Below are 20,347 nucleotides of genomic sequence, written 5' to 3'. Positions count from 1 at the left end.
TTTAAAAAATATCAAGATGAAAATATTTTCTAACTTATTTGCCAGTCTGTTTATTGCAATGGCTTTAACGGGTTGCACCAAAAATGTACTCGATTATGGTGAAACAGAAAAATTGACCAGCGACCAGGCTTTATTAAAGGTGAACTATGCCTCTTACTATTATAACAATAGGGCGATAGCCATTAAAATTAACGATAAAAGAGTTAGTAGTGTAATTACTGCACGTACTCCTTTTCCTGGTGGTGGGTATAACACAGGAGGCAGTTCTACGGCTGATTTCCTTGCTGTAAGTCCTGGCAATCTAAAACTATCGATTATCCTTCCCAAAAAGAAGGATGATGGAACTGATTCGGTTGTGTTATATAGTACAACCTTCCAGATAGAAGCAGGCAAAAATTATGTTGCGCATATTACCGATACCGCTGCAAATACCAAGAATGTTTTAACTCAGGAAAGTTTTACCAGGCCGGATACGGCCTATTGTAAATACCGGTTTATCAACTTAATGCCAAATGTACCATCTGTAGATCTATATTACGGAACCAGTGCAAGCGATAATACAAAAGACTCGCTCATTGCAGGCAACGTAAATTATTTAAACATTACTAACGAGATTACATTAAGGTCTGCGCAATCAAAAACCTGGAAAATCAGGCCGGCTGGAGCAGCAATAACAACCGCAACAGTTCTTGCTAATTATACCAGTGCAAGTACTTTTTTAAACAAAAGGGTTTATACCATTTTTGCCAGTGGCTATAGTGGCATCACAACGGCACCACGTAGACCTTACGTATCGTTCTTTTTAATCAGATAGATTAAATTACAGACATAAAAGCCAACCCATAGCGGTTGGCTTTTTCATTTCCCAGATTTTTTAGCAGCATAGAAAGAAATAAAGATAATGCAATAACTGCTTAATAATCAGATAATGCGCTTTTTTGCGTGTTTGTGCGGTAATATAGATGTTGCAAAACCAAATTTGTTTTTTTTAATCAAATAATTAGTGATATTTACTTAAATATTGCTGTTTTATGCGGTATTAAGACTAAACTACAAAACAATTCTAAACTTACGTTTATGAAAAAAAAACTACTATTAATTTTTCTTGGTACGTTTGTGTTGCTGGCCCATGCCATTGCACAACAAACTACCATTACAGGTAAGGTTACATCTGAGGATGGACCAATACCAGGTGTTTCCGTTAGAGTAAAGGGAAGCACTATCGTTGCACAATCTACCGCCGACGGAAATTATTCTATAAAAGCCTCCAATGGTGATATATTGGTGTTTTCTTATATCGGTTATGTAACTACAGAAAGAACTGTTGGCGCAGGTAAAACAATCAATGTTAGCCTGAAAACAGATGCTCAGGGGCTGGATGATGTAGTTGTGGTGGGTTATGGAACTCAGCGCAAAGGCAATCTTACTGGAGCAGTTTCTACCATTGATGTAAAAAAGACGCTGGAGGGCAGGCCAATTGCAGATGTTGGTAGAGCACTACAGGGTGCTGCATCTGGTTTAAGTGTAACTGTTCCCAGTGGAGAGATTGGTTCTGACCCGGTGATCAAAATTAGAGGACAATTGGCATCATTTGCTGGGGGAAGTTCTCCGTTGATTTTATTGGATAATGTAGAGATTCCAAGCATCCAATTGGTTAATCCAAATGATATTGCCTCTATTACCATTTTGAAAGATGCAGCAGCAGCATCTATTTATGGCGCTAAGGCCGCTTTCGGTGTGGTATTAATTACTACTAAACAAGGCTCAGGCACTGATAAGCCATCAATTAATTATTCAAATAACTTTTCTTTCCAAAACGTTTGGAAAGACTTAAAGATGGCTGATGTAAACGGTTTGAAATATACGGTTGATGCTGCTGAACGTATTGGTGTAACCACACCAGTTGGCGCATTTTATTATGTAGATAGAGCAAGTTATGAAAAGGCGGTTGCCTGGAAAGAGAAATACGGCAGTACAATAGGGCCAAACGACCCAACAGTATTTGGTAGAGATTGGTACGTTCAGGGTGCTAACCAGAAAATGGGCGTAAGAACTTACGATCCTTACGATTATATGATCAAAGAATGGGCACCTACCCAACAACATAACCTATCAGTTGGTGGTACAACCGGAAAAACATCTTATAATATCGGACTTGCATTGCTCGATCAGAGTGGGATGCTAAAGCCGGCAAAAGAAGATCGTTTTACGCGCTACAATGCTTCATTTAAAATTTCAAGTGAAATCAACAAATACCTTACCATACGTGGGGGCGCATTATATTCACGGAGAAATAAACAATATGCTTATACCACAAGCTCTACAACTGCCGATCCATGGTTGTATTTATATCGTTGGAGTTCCTTGTACCCATTGGGCAAAGATGAGAATGGAGATGCCATCCGCAGTCCTGAAAGTGAAGTGGCTTCAGCAAATACCGCTAATATATTGTTAAATTATGCCAATGTAAATTTAGGATCTACCGTTAATATCTTAAAAAACTGGAAGGTAGATTTTGATTATACTTTTACCAATCAGAACGAAGATTGGAAAAGACCGGGCACTAGATTTACCGCAAGAAACTCGTGGGTAGCACCTAAAGCGCGTTTAGATGCAAGTGGTGCACCTGTTTATGTAAACGATCAGGGCCAGGTGGTATCAAGCACTACAGCCGGCGCAATTGCAGCTTATGATCTGTCTATGGATATGTATACCACACCAGGCTCAAGTCCAGATCATTTTGCACGATCTGCTACAAGCTATTTTAGCCATACCATTAATGCTTTTACAACTTATAGTTTAAACCTTAAGGAAAGCCACGATTTTAAATTTATTTTAGGTTTAAACCGGGTTACATCTACCGCAGAATCACAGTTTGGTCAAATCACCAATTTAAGCGATATCATAAACCCACAGTTTAGGTTTGGTACCGGACTTCAAACCGTACTTCCATCTAGCGCAGTGATGGGTATTATCCCAGGTGGGATAAACATTCCTGGGTCAGATAAAAGATGGGAAGCACAATTGGGATATTTTGGTCGTGTAAACTATGCTTTTAAAAACAAATACCTTATTGAAGGTAACTTGCGTTACGATGGTTCTTCTAAATTCCCAACCGATTTGCAGTGGAGGTGGTTTCCTTCATTCTCGGCAGGTTGGGTAGCCAGTGAAGAAAGTTTTATGGCCTGGACTAAACCACTGCTAAATCAGTTAAAATTCAGAGGGTCCTGGGGTTCAATAGGCGATCAGACCGTACCTAACAATTTATACATTGCAACTATGCCAAGCGGACAGTCGAGTTGGATTGGTGCAAACGGTGCCAAAGTAAATTATGTAGGTACGCCTGATGCAATTAAAGAAGCAATTCAATGGCAGGATATTGTAACTACCAATATAGGACTAGACGCAACCCTTTTAAATAATAAGGTAAATCTTTCTTTTGATGTTTTTCAAAGAAACACCAATAATATGATTGTGCCACAGGAAGGCATTCCTTTTACTTTTGGTGCCGGAGCGCCACAGGGAAACTTCGGTTCGCTACAAACCAGAGGTTGGGAATTGACCTTAGATTTTAACCACAGGTTTAAAAATGGTTTAGGAATTAATTTCAAAGGAAATATTTCTGATGCCAAAACAAGGTTAACCGAGTATGGTTCTGGAACGCAAGTACTTAATAACTATAATGGAAAGGATATTGGCGAAATTTGGGGCTACCGTACCGATAGATTGTACCAAACCAGCGATTTTGAACTAGATGGCTCGGGTAAACCAATCTTGATTGCTTTAACATCTGCTGAAAGTAAGCTGAATGCAGGTAAGCAGGCCTATAAACTAAAAGCCGGACCAAATGGCGAAAAACCAGTTTACCAACCATTTTTACAAAATTCATCCAACTTCCGTTTTGGCCCTGGTGATGTTAAGTTTAGAGATATTAACGGCGATGGGGAAATCAGTAATGGAGATGGTACATTGGCCAATCACGGCGATTTAGAAGTAATCGGAAATTCTAACCCGAGTTACGAGTATGGTTTTAGGCTGGGGGCCGATTTTAAAGGGGTTGATATTAGTGCATTTTTCCAGGGTGTAGGTAGCCGTAAAATATGGGGTGCTGGATTTTTAGCTATCCCAGGCTTTAACTCGGCTGATGGTGCAATGCCCGAAGCAATTGCAGGTAACTACTGGACGCCGCAAACACCCGATGCTTTTTACCCTGCTGCTTATAACAATGCAGCCAGTGGAACCACCAATAACATGCAGGTTCAGGATCGCTATCTGTTAAATATGGCTTATTTAAGATTGAAAAATTTAACCGTTGGTTATACTTTTCCACAGATGTTGACCAAAAAAGTAGGTATCAGCTCACTTAGGGTATATACTGCATTAGAGAATTTCTTTACCTGGGATCATTTGGGTGATTTGCCAATCGATCCGGAGAGTGTTAGCGGCTATTCGATCTGGGATCAATCAAATTATAACAGCGGTCGCACAGGAACCGGAATCCCAGCCTTCAAGAGTATTTCTTTTGGTGTTCAGTTGAATTTTTAAAAAATTAAGAAGATGAAATATTTTAAATACATATATGGTTTGCCGGTTATGGCCTGCCTACTTCTGGTGTCTTGTAATAAGGATGTTTTAGACCGTCCACCCTTAACATCTTATGTTGATGGACAATATTGGCGTGGTGAAGATGATATCCGCATGTACGCCAACAGTTACTACCCGAACTATTTTAACGGTTACAGTACTGGCTTTGGAGTTGATTATACACCTGTTAGGGGTTATACTTTCTCTGATGATTTAACAGGCAAAAATGTTCAGATTAACTTTGAAAGTAGTGTGCCTACTACAAGAGGGTCTGTTTCTGAAGCAGCTGATTGGTTGGGTACCTATGCAGGCCCCACCTGGGATTTTGCCTGGATCAGAAAATCGAACGTAATGCTTGCCCGTTTAAACGATGTGGCAAAGCCTAAAATTACTACCGAAGCCTATAACCACTGGACAGCAGTTGCCCGTTTTTTTAGGGGGTTTGAATACAGTCGTTTGGTAAGTGTTTTTGGCGATGTGCCTTATTTTGATAAAGAGCTTTCGGATACCGATCTGGCTGCTTTATATAAAGATAGAGATGCCAGGGGGGTGGTTATGGATAAAGTATATGATGACTTTAAATTTGTGATGGCCAATATGCGTGAAAATGACGGGGCTCAGTTTTTAAATAAATACATTGCTGCTGCTTTTATCTCAAGATTCATGTTATTTGAAGGAACTTATGAGCATTACCATGGTTTAGATGCGGCAAGAGCAAAAAAATACTTAGAATTTGCTGTTGAGACAGGCGATTATGTGATCAATAGCAACAAATATAATTTCACCCGCGATTTTAAATCATTGTTTTCGAGTGATAACCTGGCAGGGCATCCGGAAGTATTGCTTTATAGGACTTACGATGCTGCTTTAACAGTTACACACAGTATTGGTTCTTACCAAAATGGAACAGAGGTAGTAGGAGTTGATGCAAATTTAGTTTTAATCAAATCTTTCCTCCTTAACGATGGTAAAGTATGGCAAAACTCTGCTGTTGCCGGAGCCAACTCATTTACAATTGCCGATCTGGTAAAAACAAGAGATCCCCGTTTTGAAGCTTCATTTTATGATAAAGCCCTGGTTCCTTCGGCAACATTGCTTTACGGTTTTAAATTTGCATCAAGAGAGGCTTTAACCTATATCGGTAAAACTTATCCGGCTGCATGGGGCAGCAATACCAATACGAGCGATGCACCTGTAATGAGGTTAGCAGAAGTAGTATTAAATTGGATAGAAGCCAAAGCAGTGCTGGCTCAGTATTTTGGTGGTACAGCCGTAACGCAGGCTGATTTGAACAAATCGGTAAATGCGATCAGAAACCGGCCTTTAGATGCTGCGGCAACTGCAAAAGGGGTATTAAAAACAGCTCCATTAACGTTAGGGGCACTTCCTGTTGATCCGGCTAAAGATACCGATGTTCCAGACTTGATCTGGGAAATCCGCAGGGAGCGTCGCATGGAATTTGTGTTTGAGCATACCAGGTTGTTGGATTTAAAACGCTGGAAAAAATTAAACAATATGGATTTCAGTACCAATCCTGACTATTTTTTGGGGCCATGGGTTAATGTACAAACCGAGGCTGCAAGTTATTTAACTCCCGCTAATGCAACCGCTCGAAATGTTAAGGTTAAAAAGACTGATGGCACCATTGTTACCTATGATGGCACAAATGCTGCGGCCATGGTAGGTTATTGGATGGTTACCAATGCGGCGAATAGAAATGCATTTACAGATAGGGCATATTTAGCACCAGTAGGGCAGGCGCAGATTATTCAATATCAGGAAAAGGGCTATAAGCTTACACAAACTACAGGCTGGTAGTGCTTTAAGTATTTGTTGAATTAATATAACCTCCTCAAACTTAATAAGATTGAGGAGGTTTTTTTATGCTTGTTATTTCGTGCTTAACCAAACTACTTTTCCATCCATTGTACTCGCAAGTATATTTTTTCCATCAATCACATTTACGGTATTGATCATCGAATTATCTATTTTGTGTGCCCAAACCGTGCTTTGTTGTTTAGGATCGATAGCATAAATAACACCATTCTTTGTTCCAAAAAACACCTTTCCGTCCTTTTCAATCAACATGGATGGTACATGTTCATATCCAAAGCCCACATTGTATCGCCAAAGTACACCCGGATCTTGTGCCTGCGCTTTATAAGCTACGATTTCGTCCTGCATGGTTTTGCCATAAATGATGGTACTGTCTGCGGACTGTCCGATCGATTCGCGAACCGTAGCTTCTTTGTTTCGCCAAAGCGTGCTGCCATTGTTAGCATCAATGGCTGTTAAATAGCGGTCAGGGGCTGCAATGTAAACGATGCCGTTATAAGCAACAGGCGTTACCATAGCTGGCGAAAACATTCTGTTGCCCTGGCCATTGTTCCATTTCCATAACAAGTTCCCGCTGTTAATATCAAGTGCGTATAGATGCCTGCCCCAGGATCCAAAAATAATTTTGCCCTGATAAATAAGTGGCTTGCCCACAATTGTACCTTCTACTTCTTTAAATGCCCATATTTCGTTCCCCGTTTTAATATCCAATGCCCTAAAGGTATTATCGCTGCCTCCTATGTACACTTTTTGCCCGTTAACCACTGGCGAACCTAATACCGAATTGCTTGCTTCTTTATGCCAGATTTCCTTTCCTGTTTTTGCACTTAATGCGTAAATGGTGCCATCGCCTGAACCGAAGATAACCATATTGTTAACAGCAACTGGTGATGAATAGATCGCGCCTTTGGTTTTAAATGTCCATACTTTCTTCCCGGTATTTTTATTTAAGGCTTCAACCAAACCTAAGCTATTGCCAAAAATAACATTGTTCGATGTGTAAGTTGGTGTATTCACTACGTTTGCGTTAGAGTGGTAAGTCCAAACTTCTTTTGTGCCCGGGTATTTGCTATTGATGGCAAAATCAGGACGATCATATTTTTTTGAATCGGCCAGAAAAGTTTTTAGTGCAATTTTTCGCCATACCGGAAGAATATCCCGGGTTGGTTTTTTAACCTGAAAAAATGCACTATCCTTGGTCATGGTTACAATGTTATACCCACCAATACTATCCTTTGCCCTTAGATTAGAGCGGCCCATTGTGGCTTCAATACCTTCAAAATTATAAGGATGATTATTGTGTCCATGGCCGCAAATGGCATACTGGATATTATATTTCTTTAACTTATCTGTTGCTTCGTACCAATTATCCAAACTGTTATCCAATGGGTAGTGGTTGGCAAAAATAATGGGCATATTTTTAGGTGTTGCTTTAAGCACACTATCCAGCCAAACGGTAGCATCCCTTGGAATGTGCCCATCGCTCATCCTTACGTAAGGGCCAGATGCACATGCTATAAAACGGTAGCCATTATGATCGAAAATAAATTTATCGCCGCCAAACGCTTTGATAAAATTTACTCCTCCTGATTCCGACCATCCGGTATCGTGGTTTCCAGGGATAATGTGGTATGGTTTATTTAATTTCGATAGGATATCTTTGGCCAGTTTAAGCTCGTTATTAGTGCCCATTTCGGTGATATCGCCAGTAATGATCACAAAATCGATGTCATTCAGCATATTTAAATCAGCAACAGTTCGGTTAAGATCTTCTTCGCCTGTTGATGACCCAACATGGGTATCAGTTACAAAAGCATATTTAAAATTTTGGGCTTTTACAGAGAGCGATATAATAATAGCAAACAGTAAAAGAATAGGATGTTTCATTTTGTTTTTCGTTTAATTGTTTTACTATAAAAATCGACATTTTTTAGGGCTTAAACAGGGCTGTAATGCCAATTTTACATATTAATAAGTGTGCTGTAACAGGTTAAGAAATAGCTTTTTCAATTGCAAAAAAAGGATTAAACAAAAAAAGGCGACCATTGGCCGCCTCTTACTCGTTTTGTTGAAAAAATTACAAAATTTTAAATCCTAAACTCAATTGAAACAAGTTCGGCTTTTGGCTGTATTTTTCACTTTTACTGATGTTGGATAAACCAGCTTCGTAGCGTAAATCAACCGAAATGTTACCCACATCTACACCAGCACCAGCCTGTAGGCCCAGCGCCTGGTTTTTGTAGTTGTCGAAATCGGTTGCTTGTTGATAGGCAGAACTAAACGACGAATTTTCATCCAGAATAAATGAAATAACCGGACCAGCCATTAAGCGGAAGTTTAAATTTTTAGCACCAAATTTTGTTCCCAATAAAACAGGTACATCTAAAGTGGTAAATTTTACTTTTCCTTCAGCTGTAACTTCGTTCCCATTATCTTGCGTAATGCTGATAAATTTATTGCCTTTGCTGCCAATGTAAGCCTCTGGTTGCACATACAAACTAGCGCCACCAATGCGTGCCCAGGCACCGATCTGATAACCTAAACGGTTTTCTTCACTTGCAAAATCTGCATTTAACTTTGCTAAGTTTACGCCTGCCTTAACCCCGAGGTTAAACGTTTGTGCCTTTGATGTTGCCCAACCCAAGGTTAGGAAAACAATAGAGAAGATGATTTTTTTCATGTTGTTTAATTTTGTTTTTTAAAGGTTATAAAACCATAAACGATCAATGATACCTGCCATGGTTTCATTTTTAAAAATTTGTATTAAGCGGTTTTTATACCGATTAGGTTTTATAACGTGCTTTTAACACAATTATCGTGCAAAAAGAATCCGCGAATCTCCACTTTTTTTGTCACATCACATAAAAAGGTATTAACCTGAGCAAATATTTTTTACTTTTGCATCAAATAAAATATGCCATGGCTAATTTTCAACTTACTTCAGAAACTGCATTTAAAGTAAAAACCAAGTTCTTAAGGAAATATCGCGATCTGGCGAACGAGCCTTTAGCATTTACGCCAGGCAAAGAAGATCAACTGATTGAAGATTTAATGCGTTTGGTAAAACGCGACCGCACCTACATCGAATTTACTATTCAAAAAGCACTTGCCGATACCAAGGGTAACAGACTTTAATAAATTTTCCTTGTTTTCATTCTCTTCTTTTTCGCGTAACGCTTAATTTACGCTTAGCCCAAATAAGCTGTTTTTAATATTTATCGGTTTTTGTACATTTACGTTTGTACTTAATCAATAATAATCTTCCAAAAAGAGCGGTATTTCATTTAACTTGCCCTTCGGAATTAAAATATATAAGGGAATGAAGAAACTAAAATATGGTCTTTTAGCAGCGGCCTTTGGCTTGGCTGTTTTGTCTTTTTCATTTAAAGAAGATTTATTCCTAGTATCTAAAAATCTGGATATTTTTGCTTCGCTCTATAAAGAAATCAATATCAATTATGTTGATGACACCAATGCCCCCCAATTGATGAAAACGGGGATTGATGCCATGTTAGATAGTTTAGATCCTTATACCGAATATGTTCCAGAATCGGAGATTGAAGATTACAAATTGAAATATGTGAGCACTCAATATGGTGGTATTGGTGCAAGTACTGTTTTTATTGATGGCAAACTGTTTATCAATGAAGTGAGCGAAGGTTATCCTGCAAATAAAGGTGATATTAAAGCCGGCGATCAGGTGCTGAGCATCAATGGAACTGCTATAAAAGGAAAAGACCGCTCAGAAGTTAGCCAATTATTGCGTGGCCCTAAAGGCACAGCCGTTGATTTGTTGGTGATCAGAGAGGGAAAAGAAATCACTAAAAAACTTGTCCGTGATGAAATAAAACAGCCTAACGTTTCTTACTCAGGAATGGTTGGCGATGGCATCGGTTACATCAAACTCGATAAATTTCTTGAAAATTCCGGACAGGAAGTTAAAGATGCCCTGTTGGCAATTCAAAAAGAAAACCCAAAAGGTGTGGTTTTAGATTTGAGAAACAACGGCGGGGGTATTTTGCAGGAAGCGGTTAAAATTGTGAACCTCTTTGTGAATAAAGATCAGCTTGTTGTGACCCAAAAAGGCAAAAATGTAGAGAAAACCATTGCCTATAAAACACTTTTAACCCCGGTTTCTACCTCGGTTCCGTTAGTAGTGCTTGTAAATGGAAATTCGGCCTCAGCCTCAGAGATTGTTGCGGGTTCTTTACAGGATTTGGATCGTGCCATTGTAATTGGTCAACGTAGTTATGGCAAAGGCTTGGTTCAGCAAACCTTTAACCTGCCCTATAACAGCTTGGTTAAAGTAACTGTGGCAAAATATTATACACCATCAGGCAGGTGCATCCAAAAATTAGATTATGCACACAAAAATGCAGATGGTGTTGCAGAACGTTTTGCCGATTCGACCATGGTGATGTACCAAACCAAAGCGGGAAGAAACGTGTACAGTGGTAATGGTGTTTATCCCGATATTGTGGTAGATGCCATAAAGCTCAGCCCGATTACCATTTCAATGCTTAATAAAAACCTTTTCTTTAACTACGCAAATCAATACAGGAAAGAAAAACCAAGTTTGGCCTCGGCCAAAACTTTCCAGTTATCTGATGCGGACTATGCTGCGTTTTCTGGCAGTTTGGCCGATAAAGATTTAACCTACCTAAGCCGTACCGAAAGGTTGCTTTCCGATTTACGTTTAGAAGCCGAAAAGGAAAATAAATCTGCTGAGGTAAAAACCGATCTGGAGAATCTTAAATATAAACTTACCTCTTCTAAAAAAACTGATCTGGTTAGCCATAAAGCAGAAATAAAAAGAGTTTTAGAAACACAGATCGTAAGCCGATATTTTTATGAAAAAGGAAGAATTGAGCAGAGCTTCCAGTACGATAAAGAATTGGCTGCAGCAAAAAATCTTTTTACGAACCAATCGCAGATCCTGGCCATTTTAAAAGGCGATGGAAATTACAAAGTAATAGGTAAGCCAGTTAAAGCGCTTGCTGTTGTTGATTAATAGGTTGACTATAAAATAAATAGTAAGTTTTTCAACCTTGCCAGGTTAGAAAGCAAAATAGCTGTTTATATACTTTTTGTTTTACTTAACTTAACACAACTGCGCCTAAATTTGGTTTTTAATGTGGAATCTTAAGTTTTAATGGAAAAAGCTTAAGCCCTATTAGCTTAATGGTTGATTAACGTGAATAAATGATTAATTTCAAATTCTAATCAAATCGAAAATATTCGCATGAAAAAAATACTGCTTTTGTGTTTCTTTGGCTTTGTAGCATTCAATGTTTCCGCCCAAACTTACAGCCCATCTCCATCAAATATCGAAAGCCGTAAATGGTTTAACGATGCCCGTTTTGGCTTATTTATCCACTGGGGGCCTTTTAGTATACCAGGGAGCGGCGAATGGGTAATGAACGAACGAAAGTTGAATGTTCATAATTATACCAACCTTAAAGATTTTTTTAATCCTGTTGAGTTTAATGCCGAACAATGGGTGAGCATGGCGAAGAATGCCGGAATGAAATATATTACACTGATTACCAGGCACCATGATGGTTTTAGCATGTGGGATACAAAATATTCTGATTTCAATATCATGAATACGCCCTACAAAAAAGATATTGTAAAAATGATGGCAGATGAGTGCCATAAGCAAGGCATAAAACTATACCTGTATTATTCGCTGTTAGATTGGCGAAGAGAAGACTATCCGCACGAAACCGGCCGTACCGGACAGAACTCAGGTAGGACTGGTAAAGGCGATTATGCAAGTTATTTGCAGTTCATGAAAAACCAATTAACAGAGTTGTTGACCAATTATGGTGAAATTGGCGGAATCTGGTTCGACGGGCATTGGGATCAGACTGAACCAGAAGGATCAAAAGACAGGACATCAAGGATTGATTGGAAATACAATGAAATTTATGGTTTAATCCACAAACTTCAGCCACAGTGCATGATTGGTAACAATCACCACCTTACACCCTTTGCCGGAGAAGATTTTCAAATGTTCGAACGCGATCTTCCAGGTGAGAATAAATCAGGTTTAAGTTTTCAAAAGGCATCAGATAAACTACCGCTCGAAACCTGCGAAACCATTTCAAATTCGTGGGGATATAACCTGAGTGATACCTATTACAAAACGAATAAAGAACTGGTGCATATGTTGGTTAAAGCAGCAAGTTTAGGTTCTAATCTTTTACTGAACATCGGGCCAATGCCGAGTGGTAAAATTCAACCAGAGTTTCAAGACCGATTAGTCGGTTTGGGCGATTGGCTTAAAGTATATGGCGAAAGCATTTACGGTACTAAAGCCGGATTTATAAAACCACAGGCCTGGGGAAGCATTACGCAAAGCGACAAAAAAGTTTATATCCACCTGGTTGACGGAAAAACCACTACACTTAACTTAGAAAACGTTCCGCTAAAGAAAATAAAAAAAGCATATTTATTGAAAGATAAAAGTCCGGTAAACTATACCTTTAAAAAATCAACATTAAACATTACTGCAACTTTAAATAGTGCAGAACCGGATCGGGTAATTGTTTTGGAGATTGGGTAACAGGACGTTTATATATGCTGTCATCCTGAACGCAGTGAAGGATCTTTTGATTTCAATAAAAGAATCGTCATTGCGAGGTACGAAGCAATCTTAATGCGTTCGCTATTAGCGATAGTTGTAAGATTGCTTCGTCAGCTGAAAAAGCCTTCTCGCAATGACGATCTCTCGCGTTCAAAAGCCTGTTATCTCCCAATAATCGACAAAATCCAATGCTTTTGATGTAATTCTTTCCTCTTTATGAGAGAATAAACGTAAAACGTTTTACTTTTAGGCTTTAAATTCTAATGTAAGAAATTATAAGCACACATGCAGTTCAAGAAAACCTCGTCTATTCTATTTCTAACGGCCTCTCTATTCTCTCTTAATGCAGCTGCGCAGCAGAACACCAAACTTACCCGGTATGTAGATCCATTAATCGGATCAGCAAAACACGGTCACGTTTTTGTAGGCGCAAATGTTCCTTTTGGTGCAGTTCAGCTCGGGCCGAACAACATTTTTGAAGGCTGGGATTGGTGCAGTGGGTATAATTACGTTAGTAATACCATTACCGGTTTTGCACATACGCATTTAAGTGGTACCGGAATCGGCGATCTGGGCGATATTTCGATCATGCCTGCAACAGGTAAATTATTGCTTGAGAAAGGTAAAACAGCCGAAGACCAGAACGGCTACCTGTCTAAATTTTCGCATCAAAATGAAATAGCCAAAGCTGGTTATTACAGTGTATTACTTGATAAATACCAGATTAAAGCCGAACTAACAGCAACCGAAAGAGTTGGTTTTCACCAATATACTTTTAAAAAAGGTGCTGAAAACCCACATGTCATTATCGATTTGATAGAAGGTATAGGCTGGGATGCACCTGTATCTGCATCATTTAAACAGCTCGATGCGACCACTATTGTAGGGCATCGTAATTCGAAAGGTTGGGCCAACGATCAACGTTTGTATTTTGTAATCAAACTTTCACAACCGATTAAAAGTATTGCATTATACGATAGCACAGCCGTTAAAAGCGGCCTGGCATTATCTGGCAAAAAACTAAAAGCAGCGGTAAACTTTAATGGCATTAATCATGATAAACTACAGATTAAAGTTGCTTTATCTCCGGTAAGCATTGAAAATGCCATTTTAAACTTAAAAACAGAATTGCCAGGATGGGATTTTACCGCTACAGTTAAAAACAGTGATGCGAAGTGGGAAAAAGAACTTGCCAAGGTAAAAATTGAGGCTTCAAATACGACCAAAAAGATATTTTATACTGCTTTGTACCATACCATGGTGGCCCCGTCACTTTTTAACGATGTAAACAAAGATTACCTCGGTACAGATAAAAAGGTATACAAAAAGGCCAGTTTCAATAACCTCACTACCTTTTCACTGTGGGATACTTACCGTGCAGCTAATCCATTGTACACCATTCTGCACCAGGATAAAGTAAACGATGTGGTAAATACCATGTTGGCCATCTATAAACAACAGGGTAAACTACCCGTTTGGCATTTAATGGGCAGTGAAACCAATACCATGGTGGGCTACCATGCTGTTCCGGTTATTGTTGATGCTTATTTAAAAGGATACCGGGGTTTTGATGTAAATCTGGCATACGAAGCGATAAAACAATCGGCTATGCAAAAAACAGATGGCATCGAATACATTCAAGAGCTTAAATACATTCCTGCCGATAAAATAAACGAATCAGTGGGTAAGGCCTTGGAGTATGCTATTGATGATTATTGCATTGCACAAATGGCTAAGGCACTGAATAAAACAGCAGATTATACTTACTTTAGCAAAAGAACGAAACTGTATAGTTTATATTTCGATCCGAGCGTTCAGTTTATGCGTGGTAAACTTGCCGATGGAAACTGGAGAAGCCCATTCGATCCCTTTTCATCCAAACACCGTGAAGATGACTATGTAGAAGGGAATGCCTGGCAATACACCTGGCTGGTACCACAAGACGTAGAAGGGCTGATCAATCTTTTTGGAGGGGATAAAGCTTTTATCAATAAACTCGACTCACTATTTACCTTACCCTTAGATTTGGGAACCAACGGTTCGCCGGATATTAGTGGGTTGATCGGTAATTATGCACAGGGAAATGAACCCAACCACCACATCCCTTATTTATATACTTACGCAGGTCAGCCATGGAAAACTGCCGATCTGATCCGTAAAATCGACAAAGATTTTTATTCTTCAAAACCTGATGGTTTGTGTGGTAACGAAGATGTAGGCCAAATGAGCGCCTGGTATGTCTTCTCGGCAATGGGTTTCTATCCTGTTAATCCGGCAAACGGGGCTTACGTTTTCGGAACGCCATTAATTAACGATGCAATCATTTCGCTGCATGGGAATAAGAAATTCAATATAAAGGTTGTGGGTAATAGTGCAGAGAATAAGTACATTCAGAAAATTGTGCTGAATGGCAAAGCTTATACTAAATCATTTATCCTGCATAAAACCATAACAGCGGGCGGAAATATGCAAATTTATATGGGCAATAAACCATCAGCAACCTGGGGTGTAAAACAAGAAGACAGACCAGTTTCAACTAAGTAATGATTAAATTGAAAATGATTGAATGCTTACTATACCAATAGTGAAAATTCTCATTCAGTAAATAAAACATTCTCTCATTCAATAAATCACTCATTCAATAATTTAATAATAATGAAGAAAATATTCCTACTTCTCTTACTCTGTTCGGCTTTGACCGTAAATGCACAACAGCGCTATGAACTAAATTCGGGTTGGGTATGTACCAATATCAAAGATGCTAAATCTACTGGTTCAGAAATTTCGAAAACAGGTTTTTCGATTAACAGTTGGATGCCTGCAACTGTACCAGGCACAGTATTAACGACTTTGCTGAACAACAAAAAAGTACCCGATCCATTTTATGGAATGAACAATGAGAAAATTCCTGATGTGTATAAAACCGGTAACGATTATTACACCTATTGGTTTGTAAAAGATTTTGAAGAGCGCGCGGCGGGTAACGAACAGGTTTGGTTGCAGTTTAGGGGAATAAATTACAAAGCCGAAATTTATTTAAACGGAAAAAAAGTTAATCCAAAAACCCAGGTTGGGATGCACCTTAGGGCGCAATATAACATTACCAAACTGTTATCTTCAAACGGGAAAAACAGGATTGCTGTAATTGTTTACCCTCCGGATTTTCCAGGTAACCCCAACGGTGGCCAGGGTGGTGATGGCACCATTGCCAAAGGTTTAACCACACAATATACAGCCGGTTGGGATTGGATTCAGCCTACACGTGATCGGAATACAGGTATTTGGGATAAAGTGACCATCGAGAAAACAAAAAGCATCAATATCCTGAATCCACAGGTTATTACCTTGGTTCCAGGCAAACGTTTACCAGAAGGGAAACAGAATCCGGCTACCGTTAAAGTTTCTGTTGAAGTTGAAAATCCGACCGATAAGCCTGTTTCTGGCATTTTACAATATCAAATTGCCGGAAAATTGGTTAAACAGCCAACTACTATTGCAGCCAATAAGACAACTACGGTTAAACTTCCGGATTTACAGCTCGACAACCCTAAATTATGGTGGCCAAGCGGATACGGGCCGCAGAACCTGTATGATGTGAAGATCGAATTTATAGCAGCCAATCAGGTTTTGGATCAAGAACAGCTTAAAGTGGGGGTTCGCCAAATAGATAATATCTGGAACGAGCATACCAAAAGTATGGGCGCTTTGGTAAACGGGCAAAAGATTTTTATTAAGGGTGGTAACTGGATTATTTCTGATGCAATGCTCCGTTTTAGCGATGCCCGCTACGATGCTGAAGTGCGTTATCATAAAGATATGAACCTCAACCTGATCAGGATTTGGGGAGGAGCAATTTTAGAAAGGCCTGAGTTTTACAATGCCTGCGATAAATATGGCTTGCTGGTTTTTCAGGATTTCTGGTTCAGTGGCGATTGTAACGGGCGGTGGGTAGATCCAATGAAAAAAGAAGATCAATGGACAAGGAGAAATTATCCTGATGATCATCATTTAACCTTAACAGCCATTGAAGATCAGATCAAAATGATCAGAAACCATGCTTCACTTGCTTTTTGGTGTGGTGGAAATGAGATTACACCACCGGAAGATATTTTGGAGCCTTTAAAGAACGATATTCTGCCGCGCTTAGATGGAACGAGAAAACTTTTTGATTTCTCCAATAGCGACGAAATGTCTTTCAATTCCATTGGAGGGAACGGTGATGGCCCTTACGGTATACAGGATATTAAAACTTTTTGGGGTACCAGAACATTTCCTTACAATTCGGAAGTAGGATCGGTAGGGGTAGGCGATTACGCTTCCCTGCTCCGTTTTATCCCAAAAGAAAACCTGATTGCGCCTCAATACAAAGCTAAGCCCGATTCGGTATGGGATTATCATAAATACATCTCTTACGAGCAATACCTTAATCCGTATGGCAAGCCAAAAAGTGCAGAAGATTTTGCGATGAAGGCTCAATTGGCCAACTACGATCAATACAGGGCATTAATGGAGGGGTTCTCGAACAAAATGTGGGACTGGTATACCGGTTCAATCATCTGGAAAACCCAAAACCCCTGGACAGCCATGCGTGGACAGATGTACGATTATTACCTTGATCCTAATGCCTGTTTATATGGCTTAAGGAAAGGAAGTGAACCTTTGCATGTGATGATGAATCCTTTGGATAGCATGGTTACCATCGTAAACAATGGGTTTAGCACTAAAAACAACCTGATGGTACAGGCGAAAGCTTACGATATGGATGGCAAAGATTATTTCTACTCTCAGGTATTTAACTCAGTTGGTCCGTCTTCAGTAAGAAGGTTGTTCCCTTTGAATGATTTCCTGGCAAAACTGGATAAAAAAGAAGGTGTGTTCGTTTCTTTAAGGATTTTAGATCAGAAGCAAAATATTTTAAGCGAGAATATTTATTGGCTTCCAGGTAAAGATGGCGAATATTCGGGTTTAAAAAGCATCAAACAGGCACCGTTAAAAGTTACAACTGTTGATCAGAAAAACGGCAAGGTAACGGTTACTTTGAGTAATGCAAACGGAAACCCAGTGGCATTTTTTAACCGTGTTGCTTTAATAAATGGCAATACCGGCGAACGTGTGCTTCCTGCTTTTTATGACGATAACTACGTGAGTATTTTACCTGGAGAAAGTAAAACGATAACGGTAGAATATACAGGGAAACAAAGTAATTTAGCTGTAGAAGTGTATGGCTGGAATGTAGAAAAGCAGAAAGTAAATATTCAATAAGTTGCCATCTAGACCTCGTAGGTTTAATTCGTAAATTATATTGTTTTCAATGGTCTCATTGAGGGCTGCGCCGTTTCAAAACCTGCGAGGTCTCTGATACAAGATTCCGTTATTCGGGATTTGTAATCCCAGCGTTAGAAATTAAAGATTTTTAGTCCTGAAGCGTAGGCTTATTTTCGTCGTTTTTGGAAATGTTGGGTTCTGTTGTCGTGGCGGATCATAGCCCTGCTATCGCTGCAAGTCCTCGCTGCGCTCCGGGCTTTTCGCTTTATCAGGTTTAATAACAAAGGGCTGCTCCAAAACCTTAAAGGTCTAAAGTTGCGATGAGTCCGCGTTAGGGATTGTAAGGGTTCAGTACCGATTAAGCATCTGTTTTTATTTAATCATGGTATGCTTGCTTGTTTCACAGGTTTTCATCGGTACCGGAGCGAAGCGTAGCCCTGAAAAGCCCGGACCCTTCCCGTATTCCACGGGATTGGGTAACGCCCAAATCAGTTTGCAGTCTTCGGTTGGCCGTTTACAATTCGGATCTATTGAAAACAAAAAAAGGCAATACATAAGTATAGCCTTTTTCCATTTAATATCTTTTACAACCTAGCTTACGCCATGTAATTTCACTTTTAATCCGTCCATATTGTTGTTTAACTGCAATTGGCAGGCTAAACGCGAATTTGGCAACAGATCAGGCAAAGTATCTAACATGGCATACTCATCGTCTGTCATTTCGTTAAGTTTTTCTTCGCCTTCTAACACATCAACGCAGCAGGTAGCACATAAGGCCATTCCGCCACAAGTAGCTAGAATATCGTACTCTGATGCTTTTAAAAACTCCATCAGGCTTAAACCCATGTCGGTTGGTGCAACGTGTTCAGTAACCGAGCCATCCGGCTCTTGCATGTATATATTAATATTGTTTTCCATTTTTTAGCTTACTTATATTGATTCACAAATATAGTAGAAAGCTTAAAATTCTGAAACTCCGTTTACGGTTGTATATTTCATGGTATATTTCACACCTGGGTTCATGTAAGAATAAGCACTATGGCTCATTAATGCAGCCTCGTGGAAACCACAAAGAATCAATTTTAGTTTATTGGTGTAAGTGTTGATATCGCCAATAGCATAAATTCCAGGGATATTTGTCGAATAATCATCAACGTTAACCTCAATTGCACTTTTGTTGATATTTAAGTTCCAATCTTCGATCGGACCTAATTTAGGGCTCAAACCAAACAAAGGAATTAAGTGATCGGCTTCTACCACAGTTTTTTCCATGGTACGGTTCTGTACAATTTCAACTTGTTCTAATTTGTCAGTTCCCTGTACTGCCTGAAGATTGCTATTTAAAATCAGATTGATTTTACCACTTTCTGCCAATGCCATTACTTTAGCAACCGAATCTGGAGCACCACGGAAACTCTCGCTTCTGTGCACCAAAGTTAGTTCAGAACAAACTTCTGCTAAATAAATGGTCCAGTCTAAAGCAGAGTCGCCACCACCGGCAATCACCATTTTCTGATCGCGGTACTTCTCTGGGTCAAGGATCATATAGTTTACACCTTTGCCATTCTCGAAGTTCTCTAAATTTTCTACAGCAGGTTTACGTGGCTCAAAGCAACCTAAACCACCAGCAATTACCACAACTTTAGCTTCGATAACCGTACCCATATTGGTTGTTAAAACGAAATCTGCTTCGCCACGTTTCTCTAAACCTTCAATACGCTCGCCTAAAGTAAACGTTGGATGGAAAGGTTTTGCCTGCTCCATTAAGTTATCGATAAGTTCCTGGGCCAACACAGAAGGATAACCCGGGATGTCGTATATCGGTTTTTTAGGGTAAATTTCAGACAGCTGACCACCAACCTGAGGCAGGTAGTCAATTAAATGGCAACGCATTTTTAATAAACCGGCTTCAAAAATGGCGAATAAGCCAACCGGACCAGCGCCTATTACGGCTATATCAGTAGTGATCATTAAAAAAAATTTGACGCAAAGTTACAAAATAAAGTATTATCAATCCTGCTATTTAGAAATATTCTAGATAATTTTGTAATCCTGTTGTATTCAATATTTTAT

12 protein-coding genes are annotated in these 20,347 nt (G+C 39.3%); 8 read left to right on the top strand and 4 right to left on the bottom strand.

What is annotated here, in order from left to right:
• Positions 1 to 16: 16 nt before the first annotated feature.
• The 3 genes from LQ227_RS08660 (at position 17) to LQ227_RS08650 (ending at position 6,402) form a co-directional block, all read left to right on the top strand.
• Positions 17 to 814 carry a DUF4397 domain-containing protein gene (locus LQ227_RS08660; RefSeq protein WP_230149026.1) on the top strand — a complete coding sequence of 266 codons (798 nt, stop codon included), beginning with the start codon at positions 17 to 19 and terminating at the stop codon, positions 812 to 814.
• Between the two features lie 263 nt (positions 815 to 1,077).
• The gene (locus LQ227_RS08655) at positions 1,078 to 4,545 is read left to right on the top strand and encodes a TonB-dependent receptor (protein WP_230149025.1); all 3,468 of its coding nucleotides are present in this window, start codon (positions 1,078 to 1,080) and stop codon (positions 4,543 to 4,545) included.
• 12 nt (positions 4,546 to 4,557) lie between these two features.
• Positions 4,558 to 6,402: a RagB/SusD family nutrient uptake outer membrane protein gene (locus LQ227_RS08650; protein ID WP_230142746.1), complete on the top strand. Its 1,845-nt coding sequence runs from the start codon at positions 4,558 to 4,560 to the stop codon at positions 6,400 to 6,402.
• Positions 6,403 to 6,474: 72 nt separating this feature from the next.
• Here LQ227_RS08650 and LQ227_RS08645 read toward each other — a convergent pair whose 3' ends face one another.
• Positions 6,475 to 8,307, bottom strand: coding sequence for a PQQ-binding-like beta-propeller repeat protein (locus tag LQ227_RS08645; RefSeq protein ID WP_230142742.1), 1,833 nt, complete (start codon positions 8,305 to 8,307; stop codon positions 6,475 to 6,477).
• 190 nt (positions 8,308 to 8,497) lie between these two features.
• A complete protein-coding gene (locus LQ227_RS08640) occupies positions 8,498 to 9,100 on the bottom strand; it encodes a porin family protein (protein WP_230142741.1) in 603 nt (200 codons plus the stop codon).
• A 239-nt stretch (positions 9,101 to 9,339) separates the two neighbouring features.
• On the opposite strand from LQ227_RS08640, the gene LQ227_RS08635 reads away from it, so the two are divergent.
• The 5 genes from LQ227_RS08635 (at position 9,340) to LQ227_RS08615 (ending at position 18,271) form a co-directional block, all read left to right on the top strand.
• Complete coding sequence (locus LQ227_RS08635) at positions 9,340 to 9,555, top strand: hypothetical protein (RefSeq protein WP_230142739.1); 216 nt, start codon at positions 9,340 to 9,342, stop codon at positions 9,553 to 9,555.
• Between the two features lie 184 nt (positions 9,556 to 9,739).
• Positions 9,740 to 11,431 carry a S41 family peptidase gene (locus LQ227_RS08630; protein ID WP_230149024.1) on the top strand — a complete coding sequence of 564 codons (1,692 nt, stop codon included), beginning with the start codon at positions 9,740 to 9,742 and terminating at the stop codon, positions 11,429 to 11,431.
• Between the two features lie 231 nt (positions 11,432 to 11,662).
• Positions 11,663 to 12,988: an alpha-L-fucosidase gene (locus tag LQ227_RS08625; protein ID WP_230149023.1), complete on the top strand. Its 1,326-nt coding sequence runs from the start codon at positions 11,663 to 11,665 to the stop codon at positions 12,986 to 12,988.
• 306 nt (positions 12,989 to 13,294) lie between these two features.
• Complete coding sequence (locus LQ227_RS08620) at positions 13,295 to 15,553, top strand: GH92 family glycosyl hydrolase (protein ID WP_230149022.1); 2,259 nt, start codon at positions 13,295 to 13,297, stop codon at positions 15,551 to 15,553.
• A gap of 111 nt (positions 15,554 to 15,664) precedes the next feature.
• Entirely contained in the window at positions 15,665 to 18,271 is a 2,607-nt protein-coding gene (locus LQ227_RS08615) for a glycoside hydrolase family 2 TIM barrel-domain containing protein (protein ID WP_230149021.1), read from the top strand.
• Positions 18,272 to 18,865: 594 nt separating this feature from the next.
• On the opposite strand, the gene LQ227_RS08610 is transcribed toward LQ227_RS08615, so the two are convergent.
• Positions 18,866 to 19,192, bottom strand: coding sequence for a 2Fe-2S iron-sulfur cluster-binding protein (locus tag LQ227_RS08610; protein WP_025141835.1), 327 nt, complete (start codon positions 19,190 to 19,192; stop codon positions 18,866 to 18,868).
• Between the two features lie 42 nt (positions 19,193 to 19,234).
• Positions 19,235 to 20,245: an NAD(P)/FAD-dependent oxidoreductase gene (locus LQ227_RS08605; RefSeq protein WP_029274634.1), complete on the bottom strand. Its 1,011-nt coding sequence runs from the start codon at positions 20,243 to 20,245 to the stop codon at positions 19,235 to 19,237.
• Between the last annotated feature and the right edge of the window lie 102 nt (positions 20,246 to 20,347).

This window comes from Pedobacter sp. Bi27 (assembly GCF_918698255.1).
In the GTDB taxonomy this organism is placed as follows: domain Bacteria; phylum Bacteroidota; class Bacteroidia; order Sphingobacteriales; family Sphingobacteriaceae; genus Pedobacter.
Note: the sequence above shows the minus strand (reverse complement) of the source record. Positions and strands in the feature narration are given on the sequence as shown.

Excerpts from the sequence above, each read along its gene's own strand:
- LQ227_RS08615 (WP_230149021.1), top strand. The coding sequence starts at position 15,665 with ATGAAGAAAATATTCCTACTTCTCTTACTCTGTTCGGCTTTGACCGTA.
- LQ227_RS08610 (WP_025141835.1), bottom strand. The coding sequence starts at position 19,192 with ATGGAAAACAATATTAATATATACATGCAAGAGCCGGATGGCTCGGTT.
- LQ227_RS08660 (WP_230149026.1), top strand. The coding sequence starts at position 17 with ATGAAAATATTTTCTAACTTATTTGCCAGTCTGTTTATTGCAATGGCT.
- LQ227_RS08620 (WP_230149022.1), top strand. The coding sequence starts at position 13,295 with ATGCAGTTCAAGAAAACCTCGTCTATTCTATTTCTAACGGCCTCTCTA.
- LQ227_RS08605 (WP_029274634.1), bottom strand. The coding sequence starts at position 20,245 with ATGATCACTACTGATATAGCCGTAATAGGCGCTGGTCCGGTTGGCTTA.
- LQ227_RS08635 (WP_230142739.1), top strand. The coding sequence starts at position 9,340 with ATGGCTAATTTTCAACTTACTTCAGAAACTGCATTTAAAGTAAAAACC.
- LQ227_RS08655 (WP_230149025.1), top strand. The coding sequence starts at position 1,078 with ATGAAAAAAAAACTACTATTAATTTTTCTTGGTACGTTTGTGTTGCTG.
- LQ227_RS08650 (WP_230142746.1), top strand. The coding sequence starts at position 4,558 with ATGAAATATTTTAAATACATATATGGTTTGCCGGTTATGGCCTGCCTA.
- LQ227_RS08625 (WP_230149023.1), top strand. The coding sequence starts at position 11,663 with ATGAAAAAAATACTGCTTTTGTGTTTCTTTGGCTTTGTAGCATTCAAT.
- LQ227_RS08645 (WP_230142742.1), bottom strand. The coding sequence starts at position 8,307 with ATGAAACATCCTATTCTTTTACTGTTTGCTATTATTATATCGCTCTCT.
- LQ227_RS08640 (WP_230142741.1), bottom strand. The coding sequence starts at position 9,100 with ATGAAAAAAATCATCTTCTCTATTGTTTTCCTAACCTTGGGTTGGGCA.
- LQ227_RS08630 (WP_230149024.1), top strand. The coding sequence starts at position 9,740 with ATGAAGAAACTAAAATATGGTCTTTTAGCAGCGGCCTTTGGCTTGGCT.